The sequence below is a fragment of the Veillonella sp. genome, assembly GCF_018381775.1.
Taxonomy (GTDB): Bacteria; Bacillota; Negativicutes; order Veillonellales; family Veillonellaceae; genus Veillonella.
Map to the genome: position 1 here is coordinate 150,585 of NZ_JAGZRH010000001.1, position 18,990 is coordinate 169,574.

The following is an 18,990-nucleotide window of genomic DNA, read 5'->3' on the forward strand; positions in this document are numbered from 1 at the left end:
CAATACTTTTGTGAAAGTTTTATACAGAAATTCTATTTTTATGATTTTTATACATATATTATATACAATAAACGTGAAAGTATACTAATTAATATAGTTCTCTGTGATATTAATAGTATAAATTCATATAAATAATAGTATAATTTATGTAGAAGTATTTTCCTTAATAGGTGTATGTACCCCTAGATTTGGGCATTATGTATACTCTATAAAATTTAATAGCTATGTAGGAGGTTCTCATGAGCGAACGTGTGGTAGTGGTAAACGCAGGTAAAATGAATTATGACCATGCATTAGATTTTTCTATTTTATCTAATGATGTACAGGTCTATGATAATAGTACAAATGAAGAGCTTATTGAGCGTATCCAAGGTGCTCGCGTTGTAGTTACAAAAGAATTACCCGTAGGAGCTGATTTGCTTTCACAATTCCCAGATACTGTAAAACTCATCGTAGAAGCGGGTACAGGATATAATAATATCGACCTTAATGCAGCAAAGGAAAGAGGCATCACTGTGTGCAACATCCCAGCGTACAGTACTGAACGTGTGGCACATACGGTAATCATGATGATCCTCAATTTTGCGTCCACAATGCAAAAACAAATCGGTATGCTTGCTAAAGGTGATCGCAGCAACTTTACAAAATATTTGCAAGTGAGCCACACAGAAGTAAATGGTAAAACATTAGGCGTTGTTGGTGCTGGTCATATCGGTATGGAAGTGATCAAAGTAGCAAAAGCACTTGGCATGAATATCTTGGTTCATACACGTACACCAAAGGCTGATGGAGATGGCATTCGTTATGTAAGTCTTGATGAATTACTGGAAAATAGTGATTATATTACATTGCATTGCCCATTGAATGACCAAACTAAGTATATGATCAATAAAGAGACAATCGCTAAGATGAAACCTAGTGCAGTCATTGTAAATACTGGCCGTGGTCCTCTCATTAATGAAGCAGATCTTTGTGAAGCATTAGCGGCTAAACGCATTGCAGGTGCAGGCCTTGATGTACAAGAGGTAGAACCTCCAGCAGAGGATAGCCCTCTATATACACTGGATAATGTTATTATCACACCACATATGGGCTGGAAAGGCCTTGAAACACGTCAACGCTTGGTAGGCATCATTCGTGATAATGTTCAAGCATTCTTCAAAGGTGAACCAATTAATGTAGTATCTAAATAAAATAGATATTAGATAAATAGGCTATCAAAGAAAATGTGCGCTGAACATACATAAATCAGTGTACAAATAATAGAAATTAAAACGACCTATAAATACAATAAGAGCCGTCCCCGGTTGTGTGGGGGCGGCTCTATTGTTTTTAGGGCTATCATAGATCAAGTCTTGGTATATATATGTATATATATCAAGGGAGGTAGTTATCCTCAAACTTGATTATGATTGATGTTGTGTTTTGATGGGACTCCACCAATGGCGTCGATAGGCCTTGATGCCTTCCACCACGGTTCTTGTCGCTTTAGCTGCAATATCTTTTGTTGCGGCCGGTATGCCCTCTAGGCGATAGGTGAGACCTAACTCCTTATATTTAGCAGTACCCATAACGTGATATGGTAAGCAATCAACGGCTTGTAAGTTTTTCAGGGATCCTAGGAAAAAGCCTAGACGATAGTGATGATCTGCATTATCTGTAATCGTAGGAACTACAACGTGACGAACCCAAATGGGAACCTCTACGTCTGCTGTCAATCGAGCAAAGCCGAGAATAGGCTCTAACGATTTTCCTGTTAACCACAGATGTTTATCAGGATCAATTTCTTTAAGGTCTAGGATGACGAGACTAGTGACACTGAGTAGCTTACGGTAGGCCACCTCTTGGTGGGGATCAAAACAAATTCCACTTGTATCTAAACAGGTATGGACGTTTCTTTCACGGAAATATGTGAAAAGCTCAGTAACAAAGTCGATTTGCATCAGAGCTTCCCCACCTGTGACGGTGATACCACCATTAGTATAAAATTGGCGGTTACGTTCGTACTGGTCCCACAATTCTTCAACAGTCATGAACTTAGCATCATCGCTACTTTCATTCCATGTGTCAGGATTGTGGCAATAAGCACAACGCATGGGGCATCCTTGTAGAAAAACCACCATGCGCATGCCTGGACCATCAACCGTACCCATCGTTTCGACCGAATGAATACGTCCTGTCATAGGAAACCTCGATTAGATTTGTTGATGGAATGTACGAGAAATAACTTCGTCCTGTTGTTGTTTAGTCAATTTGCTGAAGTGTACTGCGTAACCAGACACACGAACAGTCAATTGAGGGTACAACTCAGGATGTTTTTGAGCGTCTAACAATGTTTCACGAGTGAACACGTTAACGTTCAAATGATGACCGCCTTTTTGGGAGTAGCCATCCAATAACTCTACCAAGTTATCAACTTGTTGTTGGTTGCTCATGGGTATTGCCTCCTTTCAACCAAGACTAACACTCGTATCGGTGCCGGTGAAAGCAGTCCGATACTATGGAAGATGTTATTTATCTTCCTCTATAGTAACATTTGGTTCACTGCACGCGAAGTTTGTATTGGAGTTAGGCAATTGAGATGGATCTAACTCGATATCAAAATCGCTGACGGACACAAATGTTTCACCAGATTTACCTAATGCGTCAGGAATGATAGAGAAGGTATTGGAAATACCATCGGAGCTATCACGCCATGGCATTTTTGCTACGGATGCCAACGAAGAGATAGCACCGTGAGTATCACGACCATGCATTGGGTTAGCACCAGGAGCGAAAGCTTCACCAGCTTTACGACCGTCTGGAGTGGAACCTGTTGCAGTACCATATACTACGTTGGAAGTAATTGTTAACAAGCTCATAGTAGGAACGGATTGACGGTATGTAGGATGTTTACGAATTTTATTCATAAATGTGGAAACAACTTTTGCTGCCAAGCTATCTACGCGATCGTCATCGTTACCATATTTAGGGAAATCACCTTCGATTTCGAAATCGACAGCAATGCCGTTTTCGTCGCGAATAGGTTTTACTTTAGCGTATTTAATAGCGGACAAGGAGTCGGCTACTACGGATAAACCAGCAATGCCAGTTGCAAACCAACGAGTTACCTTGCGGTCATGCAATGCCATTTCTAGTTTTTCATAAGCATATTTATCGTGCATGTAGTGAATGATGTTCAATGCGTTTACATATACGCCTGCTAACCATTCCATCATGTCGTCGAATTTTTCCCATACTTCGTCGAATTCTAAGTATTCAGAAGTAATAGGACGGTATTTAGGACCAATTTGTTTCTTCAATTTTTCGTCAACACCGCCATTGATTGCATAAAGCAAGCATTTTGCCAAGTTGGAACGAGCGCCGAAGAATTGCATTTCTTTACCAATACGCATTGGGGATACGCAGCATGCGATAGCGTAGTCATCACCAGAGTTAGGACGCATTAAGTCATCGTTTTCGTATTGGATGGAAGATGTTTCAATAGATAGTTTTGCGCAGAAGCGGCGGAAGCCAATCGGCATGCGAGGGGACCACAATACAGTGAGGTTTGGTTCTGGAGCAGGACCAAGGTTAGTCAATGTATGTAGGTAACGGAAGGACATTTTGGAAACCAATGTGCGGCCGTCAGTACCCATACCACCGATAGATTCAGTTGTCCAAACAGGATCGCCTGTGAACAAGTTGTTGTATTCATGGATACGTGCGAAGCGAACCATGCGCAATTTCATGATGAAGTGATCTACGAATTCTTGAATTTGTTCTTCTGTATATGTACCATTGCGAAGGTCACGTTCTGCGTAGATATCTAGGAATGTGGAGTTACGACCGATGGACATAGCAGCACCGTTTTGCTCTTTAATAGCGCCTAAGTAGCCGAAGTAAATCCATTGCATAGCTTCTTTAACGTCTTTAGCTGGTCCAGAAATGTCGTAACCATAAGACGCAGCCATTTCTTTTAATTCTTTTAAGGAACGGATTTGCTCTTGGATTTCTTCGCGGTCCCGAATTACGTCTTCAAGCATATCGCCCATAGTGATGCTGAATTGCTCTTTTTTATCTTCGATAAGGTAGTCGATACCATACAAAGCGATACGGCGATAGTCACCGATGATACGGCCACGGCTATAAGCATCTGGCAAACCAGTTACGATATGCGCTGTACGAGCGGCACGCATTTCTGGGGTATATACATCAAATACGCCATCATTGTGAGTTTTACGATGTTTTTTGAAGAAGTCTTCTGTTCGGGGATCCATTTTGAAGCCGTATTCTTCAATAGCGGATTTCGCAGTACGCAAGCCACCATAAGGGAACATAGCGCGTTTTAATGGTTTGTCAGTTTGCAAACCAACGATCGTTTCAAGGTCTTTATCGATATATCCTGGCGCATGAGCAGTAATGTGTGTGGCCACGGAAGTATCAGCATCGAGCATGCCGCCTTTTTCACGTTCTTCTTCATAAAGCTTCATTACTTGGTCCCATAATTTTGTCGTTCTTTCTGTAGGACCAGCAAGGAAGGAATCGTCCCCTTCATAGGGGATATAGTTTCTTTGAATAAAGTCGCGTACGTCAACCGCTTTATCCCACACACCTGTGTTAAAATCTTTCCATGCAGTATGTTGCATTTTGCACCTCCATAAAAGGATATAACTATAGATTTCTATGCCTATAGTGTACAATGTTTGTCCTAATTTAACAAATTTTAAATGATATATATTTTCAATACATACTATGCGATTTTCGTAAGAATGGATGTTATTTATAATTTAATAATATTGAAAATACTATATTGATACATTAAAAATACGCTTATTCACTTGGTTTGTTAGGATTTGAGTTTTGAAGGGCTAATTATTGTATTATCTTTAAATAATGAAAATTTATATCAATAAATGGAAAGTATTCGATATATTGTGATGGATCTTCTTGGAATTGTAGGGATTTATTATGATAATATTTAGATAGTATTGATTATGAAATTACGTAGAAAGGTGGATGCTAATGACAAATCGAATGAAAGCTATTTTGGGCGCATCTGCCACGATTGCTGTATGGGCTACAGCATTTCCCTTTGGTAAACTTGCATTACAGTCAGTAGATGCATTGACACTCTCTGTGGCAAGAGTTGTAGGTGGTGCTATACTCATGCTAATTATTGGTGTATTCAAAGGATTACACATTCCTACATCTTGGCGTGAGTGGGGCATATATATTTTGTTAGGTGCTACAGGGAACTTTGTTTATCAAGTCGTTTTTAATGAAGGCTTGAGGTCGATTCCTGCAGCTACATCAAGTATTATTATGGCGTTAACACCTATGACGACAGCGCTTTTAGCGTTAGCAGTGTATAAAGATAGAATCCGTCCCGTCGGATGGATATTCACCATCACTGCATTTATAGGTGTAGCCATAATTATTCTTTGGAATTCTACCCTTACAATTCCTTTGGGAGCATTGTGGACATTATTAGGTATGATATTGTTTGCGATGTATAACATCCTTAATCGTGGCCTTAGTTTGAAAGGTTATAACTCTATTACTATAGCTATGTGGTCTATGTTTACAGGTGCTATTATGGCGCTGCCTTTTGCAGATCATGCCATTGAAATGATTGTACAGGCACCTCTTAGTGCACAACTTGCTATGTTGTATCTGGCTTTCTTTTCTAGTGCATTAGGATTCGTATTCTGGAGCTATGCTTTTGAACATGCTGAAAAGGTGTCTGATGTAACTAACTTTATGTATATTTCGCCAATTGTGGCAGCTATAGTAGCAGCCTTTTTATTAGGGGAATATCCTAATATGGGACTCTATATTGGAGCGCCAATCATACTAGGATCACTATACCTCTTTAATCGATATAGATAAATAAAGAACCTCAACCTTTTTAGCGTTGAGGTTCTTTTTTGTGTTTGACAGTCCTTATAAATTGTAGTAATCTAAGTATACGATTAAAACATACCTTAAAGATATGTTTTAGAATAATATTAATTCCTACTAATTTGTAGGGAAAGAGGTGGTACAGTGATTGCTATACGAAATGTAACGAAAGAGTTTGACGTTAATAAGCAAAAGGTTACTGCATTATCTGATGTAAACTTTACCATAGAAAAAGGCGATATATTTGGCATTATTGGCTTTAGTGGAGCTGGTAAATCTACACTGCTTCGTATGATTAATGCTTTAGAGGTACCTACCTCTGGTCATGTTGAAATAGATGGTGTGAATATAAATGGCTTAAGTTTTAATGAACTCCAAAAGGTTCGTAAGCGCATAGGTATGGTGTTTCAACAGTTCAATTTATTGAATGCTAAATCTGTGTATGATAATGTAGCGATTCCATTGATTCTAAATAAGGTTCCTAAATCAGAAATTGATAAAAAGGTTAAAACCTTGCTAGACTTTGTTGATTTAGGCGATAAAGCAAATGCATATCCTGGTGAACTATCTGGTGGACAAAAGCAACGTGTAGGTATTGCTCGTGCGCTAGCTACAGATCCATCAATTCTGCTTTGCGATGAAGCAACAAGTGCTCTTGATCCAGATACGACAGAGTCTATCCTTCAATTATTAGAGCGCGTTAATCGTGAACTAGGGGTAACTGTGGTTATCGTAACTCATGAGATTGATGTAATTCAAAAAATTTGTAATCGCGTTGTGGTTATGGAACATGGAAAACTCATAGAGAGTGGATCTGTACTTGATGTGTTTAGTGAACCTAAACATGAAACAACGAAACGATTTGTTAGAACTGTTATTCCTGATGAAATTCCATCAACCGTGAAACATACCTTGGCCTGTGATAAAAGGCCATATACCATTCTTAAGATGCATTTCTTAGGAAATAATACGACTGATAATGTTTTATATCATATTAATAAAACCTTTGATTTAGAAACGAGCGTGTTATTTGCTACGGTAACAGAGTTAGAACATACAGTCCTTGGTATTTTTATCGTTCAATTTATTGGTGATGATTTTGAAGTGGGCAAGGTAAAAGAATATCTTGTGACACAAGGTATTGAATGGCAGGAGGTGACACTATAATGGATTTCTTCATGCAAGAACTTGGTGTTCCCGGCTCCCAGTTATTACTAGCCGCAGAACAAACATTATATATGGTGTTCCTATCTCTATTCATTGGTACTGTATTAGGTCTAATTATCGCAGTTACACTGGTGGTAACAAATCCTAATGGTATCGTTAAAAATAGTATTGTCTATACCATTACAAATACAATTGTTAATATTGTGCGTTCCGTACCATTTATCATTTTGATGGTGTTTATCTTACCATTAACGAAGATGATTGTTGGGACTCGTGTGGGAACAACGGCAGCTATCGTACCGCTTGTTATATTTATTGCCCCTTATCTAGCTAGACTTTTTGAAAACTCTATTTTAGAGGTCAATAAAGGGATTATCGAGGCTGCACAATCAATGGGAGCCTCTCATTTCGAGGTGATTTGGCATTTCCTTTTACCGGAGGCAAAGGGTTCTCTCATTCTATCTATTACAACCGGAACCATAGGTCTTATCGGTGCTACTGCAATGGCTGGTGCCATTGGTGCAGGTGGTGTAGGTGATTTGGCTCTTACCTATGGTTATGAACGGTTGAACTTCCCATTGATGCTATTTACGGTTGTTATTTTAATTATTTTTGTTCAAATTATTCAAACAATAGGTAACTACTTTGCACGTCGTGCGCGTCGTTCCTAATTTGATGAAATAAATTCTAGTTATCTTGATTATGAAAGTATAGGAGAATATATCATGAAATTTAAGAAACTCCTTGCCCTTGGTGCGGCATTAGTATTTAGCGTAGCTTTTATCGCAGGTTGCGGCTCAAACAATAGTGATAATGGTGCTAAAAAAGAATTAAGCTATAGTAAATCTCAAGGCCCTTACTCTGAATTGTTTGAAAAAGGTGTAAAACCAATTTTGGAAAAACAAGGCTATACCTTCAAAGGTGTAGATATGTCTGACTTGGTACAAGCAGACCAAGTGTTGAGCGATGGCGAAGTAGATTTCAACGTTGAACAACATACAGCATACATGAAAAACTTCAACGAAAAACAAAATGGTCATCTTGTAGCCTTAACTCCAATTCCAACAGTACCAGCAGGTATCTTTAGTGGTTCTAAAACATCTCTTGATCAAGTGGCAGATGGCGACACTATTGCAGTACCTAATGATGCGTCCAACATGGCTCGTGCTTATGCGTTATTGCAAAAAATCGGTTGGATTAAACTTGATCCAAATAAAGATTTAGCGACAGTAACACAAGCAGATATTATTGAAAATCCTAAACATCTTAAATTTACAGAAATGAAATCTCTTACAATTCCTTCTGTACGTACTGATTTTGATTACATTGTTATTACTGGTGCGATTATCTATAATGCAAAAATCGACCCTAAAACAGCTCTTGCAAATGAAGACGTATTGCCACAATGGTTATTACAACTTGTAGTTAATGAGAAAAACAAAGATGCACAATGGGCAAAAGACATCGTAGCAGCTTACCACTCTCAAGAATTCAAAGACTACATGGAAAAAAATAACAATGGCCTATGGTTCGTACCAAAAGGTGAATAGAATATAATAATGTAATATATAGGCACGAACAGCTATATAGGAATGAATAAAAGAACCCTTAATAAGTTTTTACTTATTAGGGGTTCTATTTATATGAGATAACATGAGGATATTATTGGCTGATACAAAGTGGAACTTTTGTTAGATTGACTTATACTGTCATGCCTGCCGCATAGTTTTCATAGAGTTCTTTATAGTGACCACCACGCTCTATCAGTTCGTGATGTGTCCCTTGTTTCACAATGGTGCCGTTTTCTACTACTAGTAGGATGAAATTTATTACTAAAAGTTTATTATCAATTAATAAGTATTATGATTAAGTTTATATCATCTTATTAAAATTTTTGATATACTAAATAGGCAATTTTTGCAATTTTTGTTTTGAAGTAGTAAGGAGAGTTTCTAATGAAGTTGAATTGGAAATTATTCGCACCGCTTGTAGTAGCTATTCTTGTATGGCTCATCGGTGCTCCTGAAGGCCTTAGCGCAAATTCTTGGATTTATGTAAGTATTTTCGCTGGCCTCGTGGTAGGGTTGATTTTAGAACCAATGCCACCAGCTTTTATCGGTATCATTGCTGTTACCGTGTCTATGTTGTTTAAGGTTGGTCCTGCCCCTGTGGTAGATAAAGCAACCGGTGTCGCTAAGGCGATTACTGATGCGCAAGCTATCAGCTGGGGCCTTAGTGGTTTCTCTAATGCCATCGTATGGTTGATCTTTGCCGCTTTCATGATTGGTATTGGTTATGAAAACTCTGGCCTTGGTCGTCGTATTGCTTTGTTCCTCGTAGCAAAGCTTGGTAAGTCTTCTTTAGGTCTTGGTTATGCCATTGCTATTACTGACCTTGTGTTGGCTCCATTTATTCCAAGTAATGCGGCCCGTTCTGGTGGTACGATTTACCCAATCGTATCTAGTATTTGTCCGATGTTTGATTCCTATCCAGATAAGAACCCTCGTAAAATTGGTTCCTATTTGAACTGGGTAGCATTGGCAACTACATGTGTATCTAGCTCCATCTTCTTGACTGGTGCGGCGCCAAACCCATTGGCTCTTGAATTGTCTGCTAAAGCTGGTATCGTAGCAGCAAACTGGGGCACATGGTTCCTCGCATTCTTGCCAGTAGGTCTTATCTTGTTTATCATCACACCATTGTTGACATATGTATTCTGCAAACCAGAGGTAAAAGGTTCCCCTGAAATTGCAGAATGGGCAAAGGATGAGTATAAGAAACTAGGTTCTATGACACGCAGTGAAATCTTCATGGCCTTAATTTCTGTATTGGCTCTTGTGTTGTGGATTGGTGCTTCTACATTCAAAGTAAACCCTACAACAACAGCTTTGATTGTTATTATCTTGATGATTTTCACTAAGATTATGACTTGGCAAGACTTCCTTGCTAACAAACCAGCATGGAATGTTTTGACTTGGTTCGCTACACTCGTACCTATGGCTTCTGGCCTTAAAAATGTAGGTTTCTTGGAATGGCTTGCTAAATCTGCTGGTGGCTCTTTAGTTTCTTTAGATCCTACAATGGCAGTTCTTGGTTTATTGTTAGCATTCTGCTTACTTCGTTACTTCTTTGCTTCTGGCACTGCTTATGTAACAGCTATGGTAGGTTTGTTTGCTACTTTAATTCTTCAAATTCCTGGTGTTGATCCAGCTCAAGTTATGTTGATTCTATTAGTACCAATGGGTATTATGGGTATCCTTACACCATATGGTACAGGTCACAGCCCAATCTGGTTTGCTAGTGGCTATAACAAAGGTCCTGAATTTTGGAAATTAGGCGCTATCTTTGGGATTATCTACCTCGCTATCTTTATCGTGGTGGGGATTCCATGGATTCAGTTCGTAATGCCACTTTTAGGATAAAGTGCTCCGCCGCATTGTATCTCCTTGCGCTCCATTCGCTGCAAGTCGCTTAGTAGATACAATGCGGCTTCTTTTTATCCTGAAATGGCAATACTCGCTTCAAAGGGCAAGTCGCTAGATAGACATATGGCGGCTTTTTCTATCTTAAAATGGCATGGCTCACTTCAAGAGGGCAAGTCGCTTAGTAGATACAATGCGGCTTTTTTATCCTAAAATGGCAATACTCCACAAAACTCGACAAATCTAAAAAAATAAATATAATAGTGATGTGATAGTAAATTTCTTATCTAGGCTTTATGATGGAGGTATTTATTATTATGTCTACTTTTGAGCGTGTGGTACAGTCGATTTTGTATGAGCTTGGTTGTATTTTGATCGGTTGTTTGGTGATGTTGTTTGTTCCGCATGAGGGACAGCCTTTTTTATTAATGGTTATTTTTTCCTTGCTAGCTATGGTTTGGAATTTTGTGTTTAACTGGATTTTTGATAAACTAGTACCAGGTGATCGATTAGAGCGAGGTCCAATTATCCGCACAATCCATGCCGTATTGTTTGAAGGTCTATTTATGCTTGCTACTGTACCAATTATTATGTACATGATGCATATGAGCTTTTGGATGGCTTTTATGACGGATATAACGATGACATTGGTTATCTTAGGTTATACGTATGTGTATAATTGGGTGTATGATCGAGCGCGTCTATATTTTGTAGAGGCTTAATTTAAATATGAGGTAGGTACCTCTTGTAAAATCTATATCGTATAGTAGGAGGTTCTTATGTCTACAAAGTCTATTACGGGCACAGGTCTATTGTTGGCCGTAGCCTTATTGGCGCAAAGCTTGCGTCTCATTTTCCCATTTATTCCTAATCAGGTGAGTATGTTCCTCATCGGTTCTATTACATCTGCTACATTTGTACTAGCCACATGGCGCTATGGTTGGAAAAATGGTCTCGTTATCGCCTGGATTGCGCCTGTAGTAGCGCATTTACAAGGTATGTTGCCGTTGCCACCGTTTATTTTGATTACCGCCCTTGGCACGACTGCCTATGTATTTGTAGCCTATTGGTTACAACATAAACCGAAGGTATTGCTTATTGTTGTGGCGGCTTTAGTGAAAGCAGGTGTTCTATTCGGTGGATATTCTTTGTTCTTCTCTCTATTCCAATTTCCACCGAAGATTGTAAATACTATGTTGTTTGTGTCTAGTTGGCCGCAACTAGTGACGTCTTCTTTGGGCATTATCTTGGCATTGCTTATTACAAAACGTACAAAAAATTAGGCTAACTTAACCTAGAGTTATGGCAAGCCATTCAAAATAGATATGACTTTTTGGGGGCACTCATGGCGTATGAGTGCCCATTTTTGTTGACCTTAATCATTGTCTACTTTTATAATTAATATATTGTATACAAATATGAGGAGTTGAATGGAATGAAATTTAATACAAAATGCGTTCATGGCAGCGGTAGACCAGATAGCACTGGTGCAATTTCCCCTGCAATTTATATGTCTAGTACATTTTCCCATCCAAAGTTGGGTGATACAACAGGATATCAATATACACGTGAGTCTAATCCAACACGGGATCGTTTGGAACAATTGATTGCAGGTCTTGAAGATGGTAAGGATGCATTGGCATTCTCTTCCGGTATGGCCGCAGTGGACGCTGTATTCCATCTATTCTCCCCTGGAGATCACATCATTTTAGGTGATGATTTGTACGGTGGCTCTATCCGCATGTTCACAAATATTTACGAACAAAATGGCATTGAGTTCACATATGTTGGTACATCTGATCTTGATGCGGTGAAAGCAGCTTTCAAACCAAATACAAAGGCTGTTTATATTGAAACTCCAACAAATCCGATGATGGAGATTACGGATATTCATACTTTGTGTGCCTTAGCTCATGACCGCAATGCACTAGTCATTATCGACAATACATTCTTGAGCCCTTATTTCCAAAAACCATTGAACTTAGGTGCCGATATTGTCGTTCATAGTGGTACTAAATTCATCGGTGGTCATCATGACGTTATTTCTGGTTTCACCATTGTAAATGATGATGAATTGGCTGCGAAGTTGCGATTAACTTATAAAACGGTAGGTGCTTGCTTATCTGCTATGGATAGCTGGCTCGTTATCCGCGGTGTAAAAACATTGGCACTTCGCATGGAACAACACCAAAAGAATGCCATTGCTCTTGCTGATTGGCTCAAAAAACAACCTAAAGTTACAAAAGTATTGTTCCCAGGCCTTCCTGAACATCCAGGCTATGAAATCAATAAAGCCCAAACTACAGGCTTTGGCGGTATGTTGTCTTTCGAAGTAGATAGCGAAGAAACAGCTAAACAAATCTTAGAAGGTATTAAGCTTATCCAATTTGCTGAAAGTCTTGGTGGTACTGAGTCCTTGTTGACATACCCTGTAACGCAAACTCATCCGGACTTAAAACCGGAAGATGCAGAGCGTAAAGGTATTACACGTCGCTTATTGCGCTTATCTGTAGGTATTGAAGATACAGAAGACTTGATTGCAGACTTGGAACAAGCTTTCAATAAATAAAGGAGTTCCTATGGGACAATATAATTTTGATCAAATTTTAGATAGAACTCACACAAAATCTTTGAAATACGATTTTGCTGTGAAGCGTGGTAAACCAGTGGATGTGTTGCCATTCTGGGTGGCAGACATGGACTTTGAGGTACCACCTGAGTTAAAGCAAATCTTATTGGATCGCGTTAATCATGGCGTATTTGGCTATACTGAATCCGATGATGAATACTTTGAAGTATTACAAAACTGGTTCACTACGCGCTTTAACTGGACGCCAGAACGAAAATGGCTCGTTAAAACACCTGGTATCGTCTTTGCCTTGGCTATGGCGGTTCGTGCTTTCACCAATGAAGGGGAAGGCGTACTTATCAATCAACCGGTATACTATCCATTTAGCATGGTTATCGATGACAATGACCGTCGCCTTATCAATGTGCCATTAATCAAAGGGGAAGAGAAGTACACCATTGATTTTGAGGGCATTGAACGGGCTATCGTTGAGGAAAATGTAACATTATTTCTCTTATGTAATCCCCACAATCCGGTAGGCCGCGTGTGGACTGAGGATGAGTTAAAACGACTTGGCGATATTTGTATTAAACATAATGTACTCATCGTGAGCGATGAAATTCATGCTGATTTTGTTTGGAAAGGTCATACTCATAAGGTCTTTGCTGATCTAGGTGAAAGCTATGCAGAACACTGTATCGTATGTACAGCGCCTAGTAAGACTTTCAACATCGCTGGCCTTCAAGTAAGTAATATTTTCATTCCTAATGATTCTTTACGTCGTCGTTTTATTAAAGAAATCGACCGTGCTGGCTATAGCCAGCTAAATACGATGGGCATCGTTGGTTGTGAAGGGGCCTACAAAGTAGGGGCACCTTGGCTCGATGAGTTGAAAGAGTACATTCAAGATAATATTCAGTTCACTATTGATTATGTAGCAAAATATATGCCGAAAATCCACGTATATCGTCCAGAAGGGACGTATCTCATGTGGCTAGATTGCTCCAAGTTGCCATTAAGCCCTAAAGAACGTGATGAATGGATTATCAATGAAGCTAAATTGTGGCTTGATACTGGTTCTATGTTTGGCGTTGATGGGGAAGACTTTGAACGTATCAATGTAGCGTGCCCTCGTAAAACATTGGAAGAAGGTCTTGAAGCTTGGCGTCGTGCCTACGAGGCTAGAGGCTTTTAATAATATTGGTTAGAATGTTTAGATTAGGTTATCAAATTGTTTAGTGTGTAGAGGTGATAGTATGCCTATTAAAGTAATAAAAAATTTACCGGCCATTACGAAATTAGCTCAAGAGAACATTTTCGTTATGGATACAGAACGGGCGGAGACACAACAAATCCGACCTTTGCAAATATTGCTAGTCAATTTGATGCCTACTAAAGAAGTTACAGAAACTCAAATCTTGCGAGCTCTTAGCAACAGTCCGTTACAAGTCAATTTAACTCTTTTACATACTGCATCTCGTAAGGCTAAAAATACGGATGAGCAATATTTAGATACCTTCTACCGCACCTTCGATGAGGTGAAAGATGAGTTCTTTGATGGAATGATCATTACAGGCGCTCCTGTAGAGCTAATGCCTTTTGAAGAAGTCGATTACTGGGATGAGTTAGTAGAAATTATGAATTGGGGCGAAGAGCATGTATACTCTACGTTCTATATCTGCTGGGGTGCTCAAGCTGGTTTATATCACCATTTTGGCATTAATAAATGCGTGATGGATGAAAAGCTATTTGGTGTATACGAACACGATATTTACAACGATCGCCCAGTGCTCTTGCGTGGTTTTGATGAAAAATTCTGGATGCCGCACTCCCGTCATACGACAGTTTCTTTGGAACAAATTAAGGAAAACCGTAATCTAGAATTGTTAGCAGGGTCTGAACCAACCGGTGCAGCTATCGTTCGTAGCTTAGATAATAAACACATCTTTGTATTTGGCCATGCTGAATACGATTGGGATACACTCAACCGTGAATACGTACGGGATATTAAAAAAGGCATGGATATCGCTGTTCCTGAAAATTATTTCCCTAACGACGATCCAAAACAACGTCCTATCGTACGCTGGCGTTCTGTAAGTACATTGTTATTTACAAATTGGTTAAATTATTATGTTTACCAAGAAACACCGTATATCATTGAACAAATCCAAAAAATGAAATTTGAACGTGATAAGAACTTAGGTGCCTATATCTAAAGTATCATTAGTAAAAGATCCCCTAATTACTGCTGAAATCTCTAGTGTGAGATAATATAAAGAAAGTAATTAGGGGATTTTTATATGTTATCAATGGAGCTCGCTTTGCAGTTTTGCAGAATAGCGATCTTTGGTTTGTGTAGAATAGCAATCTTTGGTTTGTATAGATGTATTGGATATAGCTTTAAGTTATGGATAACCATGTAAATTAATAGTAGACATAATTTTTAAAACATAGTAGTATACTAGGTATAAAGAATGAACTCAATTCACAGTTAATATAAAGGAGTTGTTATAATGAGTAAACAATACAGATTTGAAACATTACAATTACATGCCGGTCAAACAGTAGATCCAACAGGTTCTCGTGCAGTGCCTATTTACCAAACTACATCTTTCGTATTTAAAGATGCAGAAGAAGCAGCAGGTCGTTTTGCCTTAACTAATCCTGGTGGCATTTATTCCCGCCTTGGCAATCCTACTACAGATGTATTAGATGCCCGTGTGGCACAACTTGAAGGTGGTGCTGGTGGTATCGCAGTAGCATCTGGTTCCGCAGCGATTACATATTCTATCTTGAACGTAGCTAATGCGGGCGATAATATCGTTGCTGCATCTACATTGTACGGTGGTACTTATAACTTGTTCACTGCTACATTGCCACGTTTGGGTATTCACACTAAATTCGTAAACCCAGATAATTTGGAAGAATTCGAAGCAGCTATTGATGAAAACACTAAAGCTGTTTATATCGAGTCCATTGGTAACCCTGGTATTAACCTTGTTGATGTACAAGCGGTAGCTGATATTGCACATAAACATAATATCATCTTGATCGTAGATAACACATTTGCATCTCCATACTTGTTCCGTCCATTAGAACATGGTGCTGACGTAGTTGTACATTCTGCTACTAAATACCTTGGTGGTCATGGTACAACATTGGCTGGTGTAGTAGTAGAATCTGGTAAATTCGATTATAAAGGTTCTGGTAAATACCCTGGCTTCTCCGAAGGCGATGAACACTACAATGGTTTAGTATATGGTGATTTGCCAATTCCATTCACTGTAAAAATCCGCGCTCAATTGCTTCGTGATACTGGCGCATGCATTACTCCACTTGCATCTTGGCAAATCTTGCAAGGCGTTGAAACATTGTCCTTGCGCGTAGAACGTCACGTAGAAAATGCTCGTAAAGTAGTAGATTTCTTGACTAAACATCCTAAAGTAGCATGGGTAAGCTACCCAGAATTAGAAGACAGCAAATACAAAGCTTTAGCCGATAAATACTTCCCTAAAGGTGTTGGTGCTGTATTCACATTCGGCGTAAAAGGTGGCAAAGAAGCAGGTATTAAACTTGTGGACTCCTTGGAAATCTTCTCCAACTTGGCTAACGTAGCAGATGCTAAATCTCTTGTTATTCACCCTGCATCTACAACACATGCACAACTTAACGAAGAACAACAAAAATCTGCTGGCGTAACACCAGATATGATCCGTGTATCCATTGGCCTTGAAAATATCGACGATATTATCGAAGACTTGGCTCAAGCTTTGGATAAAGCATAACTTCTTACTTCCATTATGGAAATACTATAGATCAAACTTTCAGAACATACAAATGACATTCTTGAGCTTTGACCTCGCTTAAGAAATAGAACACAAACTATCAGACCTATAAAACTTATACAAAAGACCTCCCTTCTTGGGAGGTCTTTTTGTGTTGAAGTATGTATTCTAGTTAATTGTAAATTAGATTGTTGTGTTATGGTAGATATCTATAAATATATAGTAATATCTGGAGGATAGAAAAAAGACCTTGGATTCAACGATCCAAGGTCTTTTAAAGGGAGTATAGTGTGTGTAACGTTTGGTCTGTGGTGTGTGAGCACAGACCCTTTACCTATTGTGTGAGATAGGGTTTTGGGAGAGCCCTTTATGAGTTATAGGGCTCTCTAAGTTTGTGTGTTAGTTTGTGTTAGAGAGTGTATCCATTGGGATACTGTGTGTATAGTATGTGTGTTATATGTGTAGTGTGTCATCTTAGTGGGTTAGGATAGGGGTTCACTAGATGAAAAGAGCTTCTTAGTATTTTGTAGTTTTTACTTTGGAGCTCAATACTTTACCGGATGTAGCGTCAACTTTTACTTCTGCTTTTTTGTCGCCACCAGTTGTCATATCGAATTCGTATACAACTTTACCGTTTTCGCGTTCAACGGACCATTCCATAGTTTGGAAATCGGAACCAACTTTTTCAAGAGCTTTTGTTTCAGCTACTTCAGGGATGATGATGTTTTGAACGTTAATAGTTTTGTTAGCTTTAGCATAGCCTTTAACTTCTTTACCAACGATTTGGCCAGTTGCTTCGTCTACTTTAAGTTCTACTGCACGATTGTTGTAGTAACCTTCTACTTCATAGTAAGGGTTATGTTTAGCATCGTAAGAAATAGATTTTACAGTAGCGCCAGGGAAGTTTTGTTGGAAAACTGTAACAGCGCCCATGTAATCAACAGAATAGTTAGCTTGAGCGGATGGAGCTACGCTACCAACGCCTTTCCAGTTGCTATTGTTGTTGTAAGCATGGTTGCTAGCTGCGCCAACTACACCTGCTAATAATACTGTACTAACGCCAAATGCACATAATACCTTTGATACTTTTTTAACATTTTTCATAATGAATGCCTCCTAATATAAGGTACTTTTTATATACTGTTTTGTGAAAGTAGATTTTACTCAATCTACTTACGTATAATTTAATGTTGCTACATGAATATAAGATGAAATTCAAAGATTTTTGTATGAAGATGAGTATATCTTTTAGTTATTATGAACGACTGGTAATAACTATAATGTATAGTCAAAAATATAAAATATTTGAAATTGCCGTATATATAGTATTAGACTACATAGTTAACTAAAAGTCAACACACGTAGTTGACAATTAAAAATACAAGTGATTTAATTTAGATAGTTAGTAGATTGTAGTTTGTTGATGTGTTATTAATGGAGGTATACCATGAGTTCTACCGTGTCGAAACAAGGTCGCATCACTACCCGTCAGTTAACGATGACAGCACTCTTTGTCGCATTGATTGCCGTAGGTGCTTTTATACGGGTACCATTACCGAATTGTCCATTTACATTACAAATCTTATTTACTACCCTCGCAGGCATTGTATTAGGCAGTCGATTGGGGGCTGCTAGCGTTGGCATATACATTGTCTTAGGTTTAATTGGAGTACCGATTTTTACATCTGGTGGTGGTCCTGGTTACATTTTACAACCTACCTTTGGCTATTTGATCGGATTTATGGTAGGTGCTTATGCAGTAGGTCGTATTGCAGAATCTATGGAGAAACTTTCCTTTAAACAATTATTAGCAGGTTCCATATTAAATCTATTTATCGTATATGGTCTTGGTATGATTTATCTATACTTCATTATGAACTTGTATTTAGGTAAACCAATTGGAGTAGAGGCCGTTATTATTACATGCTTTTTGATTCCAGTAGGTCCAGATATCTTCCTTTGTGCCGTTGCGGCATCTCTTGGCAAACGAATTGTTAAAGAATTACATCGATAATATAGTCTTTATATAATACTATTATATATTTATTAAAACCGAGGCGTTATGCCTCGGTTTTATTTGTTTACAGATCTATTTAAGACTGTTTAATGATATCTATTTAAGATTGTTTAATGATGTCTCTTTAAGATTTATTAAGCCTATTGA

Annotated in this window: 17 protein-coding genes; 13 read left to right on the top strand and 4 right to left on the bottom strand. The window is 38.6% G+C overall.

Going from position 1 to position 18,990, the window contains the following annotated elements:
• The first annotated feature begins 239 nt into the window (after window positions 1-239).
• Window positions 240-1,193: an NAD(P)-dependent oxidoreductase gene (locus KH109_RS00695; RefSeq protein WP_295214683.1), complete on the top strand. Its 954-nt coding sequence runs from the start codon at window positions 240-242 to the stop codon at window positions 1,191-1,193.
• A 213-nt stretch (window positions 1,194-1,406) separates the two neighbouring features.
• On the opposite strand, the gene pflA is transcribed toward KH109_RS00695, so the two are convergent.
• The 3 genes from pflA to pflB all read right to left on the bottom strand — a co-directional run bounded on the left by pflA (window position 1,407) and on the right by pflB (window position 4,628).
• Window positions 1,407-2,183 carry a pyruvate formate-lyase-activating protein gene (pflA, locus tag KH109_RS00700; RefSeq protein ID WP_295214686.1) on the bottom strand — a complete coding sequence of 259 codons (777 nt, stop codon included), beginning with the start codon at window positions 2,181-2,183 and terminating at the stop codon, window positions 1,407-1,409.
• 12 nt (window positions 2,184-2,195) lie between these two features.
• Complete coding sequence (grcA3, locus tag KH109_RS00705; RefSeq protein WP_024066082.1) at window positions 2,196-2,435, bottom strand: autonomous glycyl radical cofactor GrcA3; 240 nt, start codon at window positions 2,433-2,435, stop codon at window positions 2,196-2,198.
• A 75-nt stretch (window positions 2,436-2,510) separates the two neighbouring features.
• Complete coding sequence (gene pflB / locus KH109_RS00710) at window positions 2,511-4,628, bottom strand: formate C-acetyltransferase (protein WP_295214689.1); 2,118 nt, start codon at window positions 4,626-4,628, stop codon at window positions 2,511-2,513.
• Window positions 4,629-5,004: 376 nt separating this feature from the next.
• Here pflB and KH109_RS00715 point away from each other — a divergent pair, with 376 nt between their 5' ends.
• From KH109_RS00715 to KH109_RS00765, 11 genes are all read left to right on the top strand, one after another.
• Window positions 5,005-5,871, top strand: a complete 867-nt coding sequence (locus KH109_RS00715; protein WP_295214693.1) for an EamA family transporter — start codon at window positions 5,005-5,007, stop codon at window positions 5,869-5,871.
• 156 nt (window positions 5,872-6,027) lie between these two features.
• The gene (locus KH109_RS00720) at window positions 6,028-7,050 is read left to right on the top strand and encodes an ATP-binding cassette domain-containing protein (protein WP_295214696.1); all 1,023 of its coding nucleotides are present in this window, start codon (window positions 6,028-6,030) and stop codon (window positions 7,048-7,050) included.
• On the top strand, window positions 7,050-7,721 hold the full coding sequence (locus tag KH109_RS00725) for a methionine ABC transporter permease (protein WP_005381510.1): 672 nt from the start codon (window positions 7,050-7,052) through the stop codon (window positions 7,719-7,721). Before KH109_RS00720 ends, KH109_RS00725 begins: the two co-directional genes overlap by 1 nt.
• 54 nt (window positions 7,722-7,775) lie before the next feature.
• Window positions 7,776-8,600 carry a MetQ/NlpA family ABC transporter substrate-binding protein gene (locus KH109_RS00730; RefSeq protein WP_295214699.1) on the top strand — a complete coding sequence of 275 codons (825 nt, stop codon included), beginning with the start codon at window positions 7,776-7,778 and terminating at the stop codon, window positions 8,598-8,600.
• 405 nt (window positions 8,601-9,005) lie between these two features.
• Entirely contained in the window at window positions 9,006-10,472 is a 1,467-nt protein-coding gene (locus KH109_RS00735; protein ID WP_295214703.1) for a DASS family sodium-coupled anion symporter, read from the top strand.
• A 317-nt stretch (window positions 10,473-10,789) separates the two neighbouring features.
• Window positions 10,790-11,194, top strand: a complete 405-nt coding sequence (locus tag KH109_RS00740) for a PACE efflux transporter (RefSeq protein WP_295214705.1) — start codon at window positions 10,790-10,792, stop codon at window positions 11,192-11,194.
• Window positions 11,195-11,251: 57 nt separating this feature from the next.
• The gene (locus KH109_RS00745; RefSeq protein WP_024066506.1) at window positions 11,252-11,755 is read left to right on the top strand and encodes a hypothetical protein; all 504 of its coding nucleotides are present in this window, start codon (window positions 11,252-11,254) and stop codon (window positions 11,753-11,755) included.
• A 152-nt stretch (window positions 11,756-11,907) separates the two neighbouring features.
• Window positions 11,908-13,041 (top strand): PLP-dependent aspartate aminotransferase family protein, encoded by a 1,134-nt coding sequence (locus tag KH109_RS00750; RefSeq protein WP_105094645.1) that lies wholly within the window; start codon window positions 11,908-11,910, stop codon window positions 13,039-13,041.
• 10 nt (window positions 13,042-13,051) lie between these two features.
• The gene (locus KH109_RS00755; RefSeq protein ID WP_295214710.1) at window positions 13,052-14,236 is read left to right on the top strand and encodes a MalY/PatB family protein; all 1,185 of its coding nucleotides are present in this window, start codon (window positions 13,052-13,054) and stop codon (window positions 14,234-14,236) included.
• Between the two features lie 61 nt (window positions 14,237-14,297).
• The gene (metA, locus tag KH109_RS00760) at window positions 14,298-15,257 is read left to right on the top strand and encodes a homoserine O-succinyltransferase (RefSeq protein WP_295214713.1); all 960 of its coding nucleotides are present in this window, start codon (window positions 14,298-14,300) and stop codon (window positions 15,255-15,257) included.
• A gap of 297 nt (window positions 15,258-15,554) precedes the next feature.
• A complete protein-coding gene (locus tag KH109_RS00765) occupies window positions 15,555-16,826 on the top strand; it encodes an O-acetylhomoserine aminocarboxypropyltransferase/cysteine synthase family protein (protein ID WP_257847094.1) in 1,272 nt (423 codons plus the stop codon).
• Window positions 16,827-17,342: 516 nt separating this feature from the next.
• Here KH109_RS00765 and KH109_RS00770 read toward each other — a convergent pair.
• Window positions 17,343-17,930, bottom strand: a complete 588-nt coding sequence (locus tag KH109_RS00770) for a PepSY domain-containing protein (protein WP_227721174.1) — start codon at window positions 17,928-17,930, stop codon at window positions 17,343-17,345.
• A 343-nt stretch (window positions 17,931-18,273) separates the two neighbouring features.
• Between KH109_RS00770 and KH109_RS00775 the strand changes: the two genes are divergently transcribed.
• Entirely contained in the window at window positions 18,274-18,840 is a 567-nt protein-coding gene (locus KH109_RS00775; RefSeq protein WP_257847092.1) for a biotin transporter BioY, read from the top strand.
• The last annotated feature ends 150 nt before the right edge of the window (window positions 18,841-18,990 follow it).

Bases quoted from the DNA above. Each gene is read 5' to 3' on its own strand.
- KH109_RS00695 (WP_295214683.1), top strand. From the start codon at position 240: ATGAGCGAACGTGTGGTAGTGGTAAACGCAGGTAAAATGAATTATGAC.
- pflA (WP_295214686.1), bottom strand. From the start codon at position 2,183: ATGACAGGACGTATTCATTCGGTCGAAACGATGGGTACGGTTGATGGT.
- grcA3 (WP_024066082.1), bottom strand. From the start codon at position 2,435: ATGAGCAACCAACAACAAGTTGATAACTTGGTAGAGTTATTGGATGGC.
- pflB (WP_295214689.1), bottom strand. From the start codon at position 4,628: ATGCAACATACTGCATGGAAAGATTTTAACACAGGTGTGTGGGATAAA.
- KH109_RS00715 (WP_295214693.1), top strand. From the start codon at position 5,005: ATGACAAATCGAATGAAAGCTATTTTGGGCGCATCTGCCACGATTGCT.
- KH109_RS00725 (WP_005381510.1), top strand. From the start codon at position 7,050: ATGGATTTCTTCATGCAAGAACTTGGTGTTCCCGGCTCCCAGTTATTA.
- KH109_RS00730 (WP_295214699.1), top strand. From the start codon at position 7,776: ATGAAATTTAAGAAACTCCTTGCCCTTGGTGCGGCATTAGTATTTAGC.
- KH109_RS00735 (WP_295214703.1), top strand. From the start codon at position 9,006: ATGAAGTTGAATTGGAAATTATTCGCACCGCTTGTAGTAGCTATTCTT.
- KH109_RS00740 (WP_295214705.1), top strand. From the start codon at position 10,790: ATGTCTACTTTTGAGCGTGTGGTACAGTCGATTTTGTATGAGCTTGGT.
- KH109_RS00745 (WP_024066506.1), top strand. From the start codon at position 11,252: ATGTCTACAAAGTCTATTACGGGCACAGGTCTATTGTTGGCCGTAGCC.
- KH109_RS00750 (WP_105094645.1), top strand. From the start codon at position 11,908: ATGAAATTTAATACAAAATGCGTTCATGGCAGCGGTAGACCAGATAGC.
- KH109_RS00755 (WP_295214710.1), top strand. From the start codon at position 13,052: ATGGGACAATATAATTTTGATCAAATTTTAGATAGAACTCACACAAAA.
- metA (WP_295214713.1), top strand. From the start codon at position 14,298: ATGCCTATTAAAGTAATAAAAAATTTACCGGCCATTACGAAATTAGCT.
- KH109_RS00765 (WP_257847094.1), top strand. From the start codon at position 15,555: ATGAGTAAACAATACAGATTTGAAACATTACAATTACATGCCGGTCAA.
- KH109_RS00770 (WP_227721174.1), bottom strand. From the start codon at position 17,930: ATGAAAAATGTTAAAAAAGTATCAAAGGTATTATGTGCATTTGGCGTT.
- KH109_RS00775 (WP_257847092.1), top strand. From the start codon at position 18,274: ATGAGTTCTACCGTGTCGAAACAAGGTCGCATCACTACCCGTCAGTTA.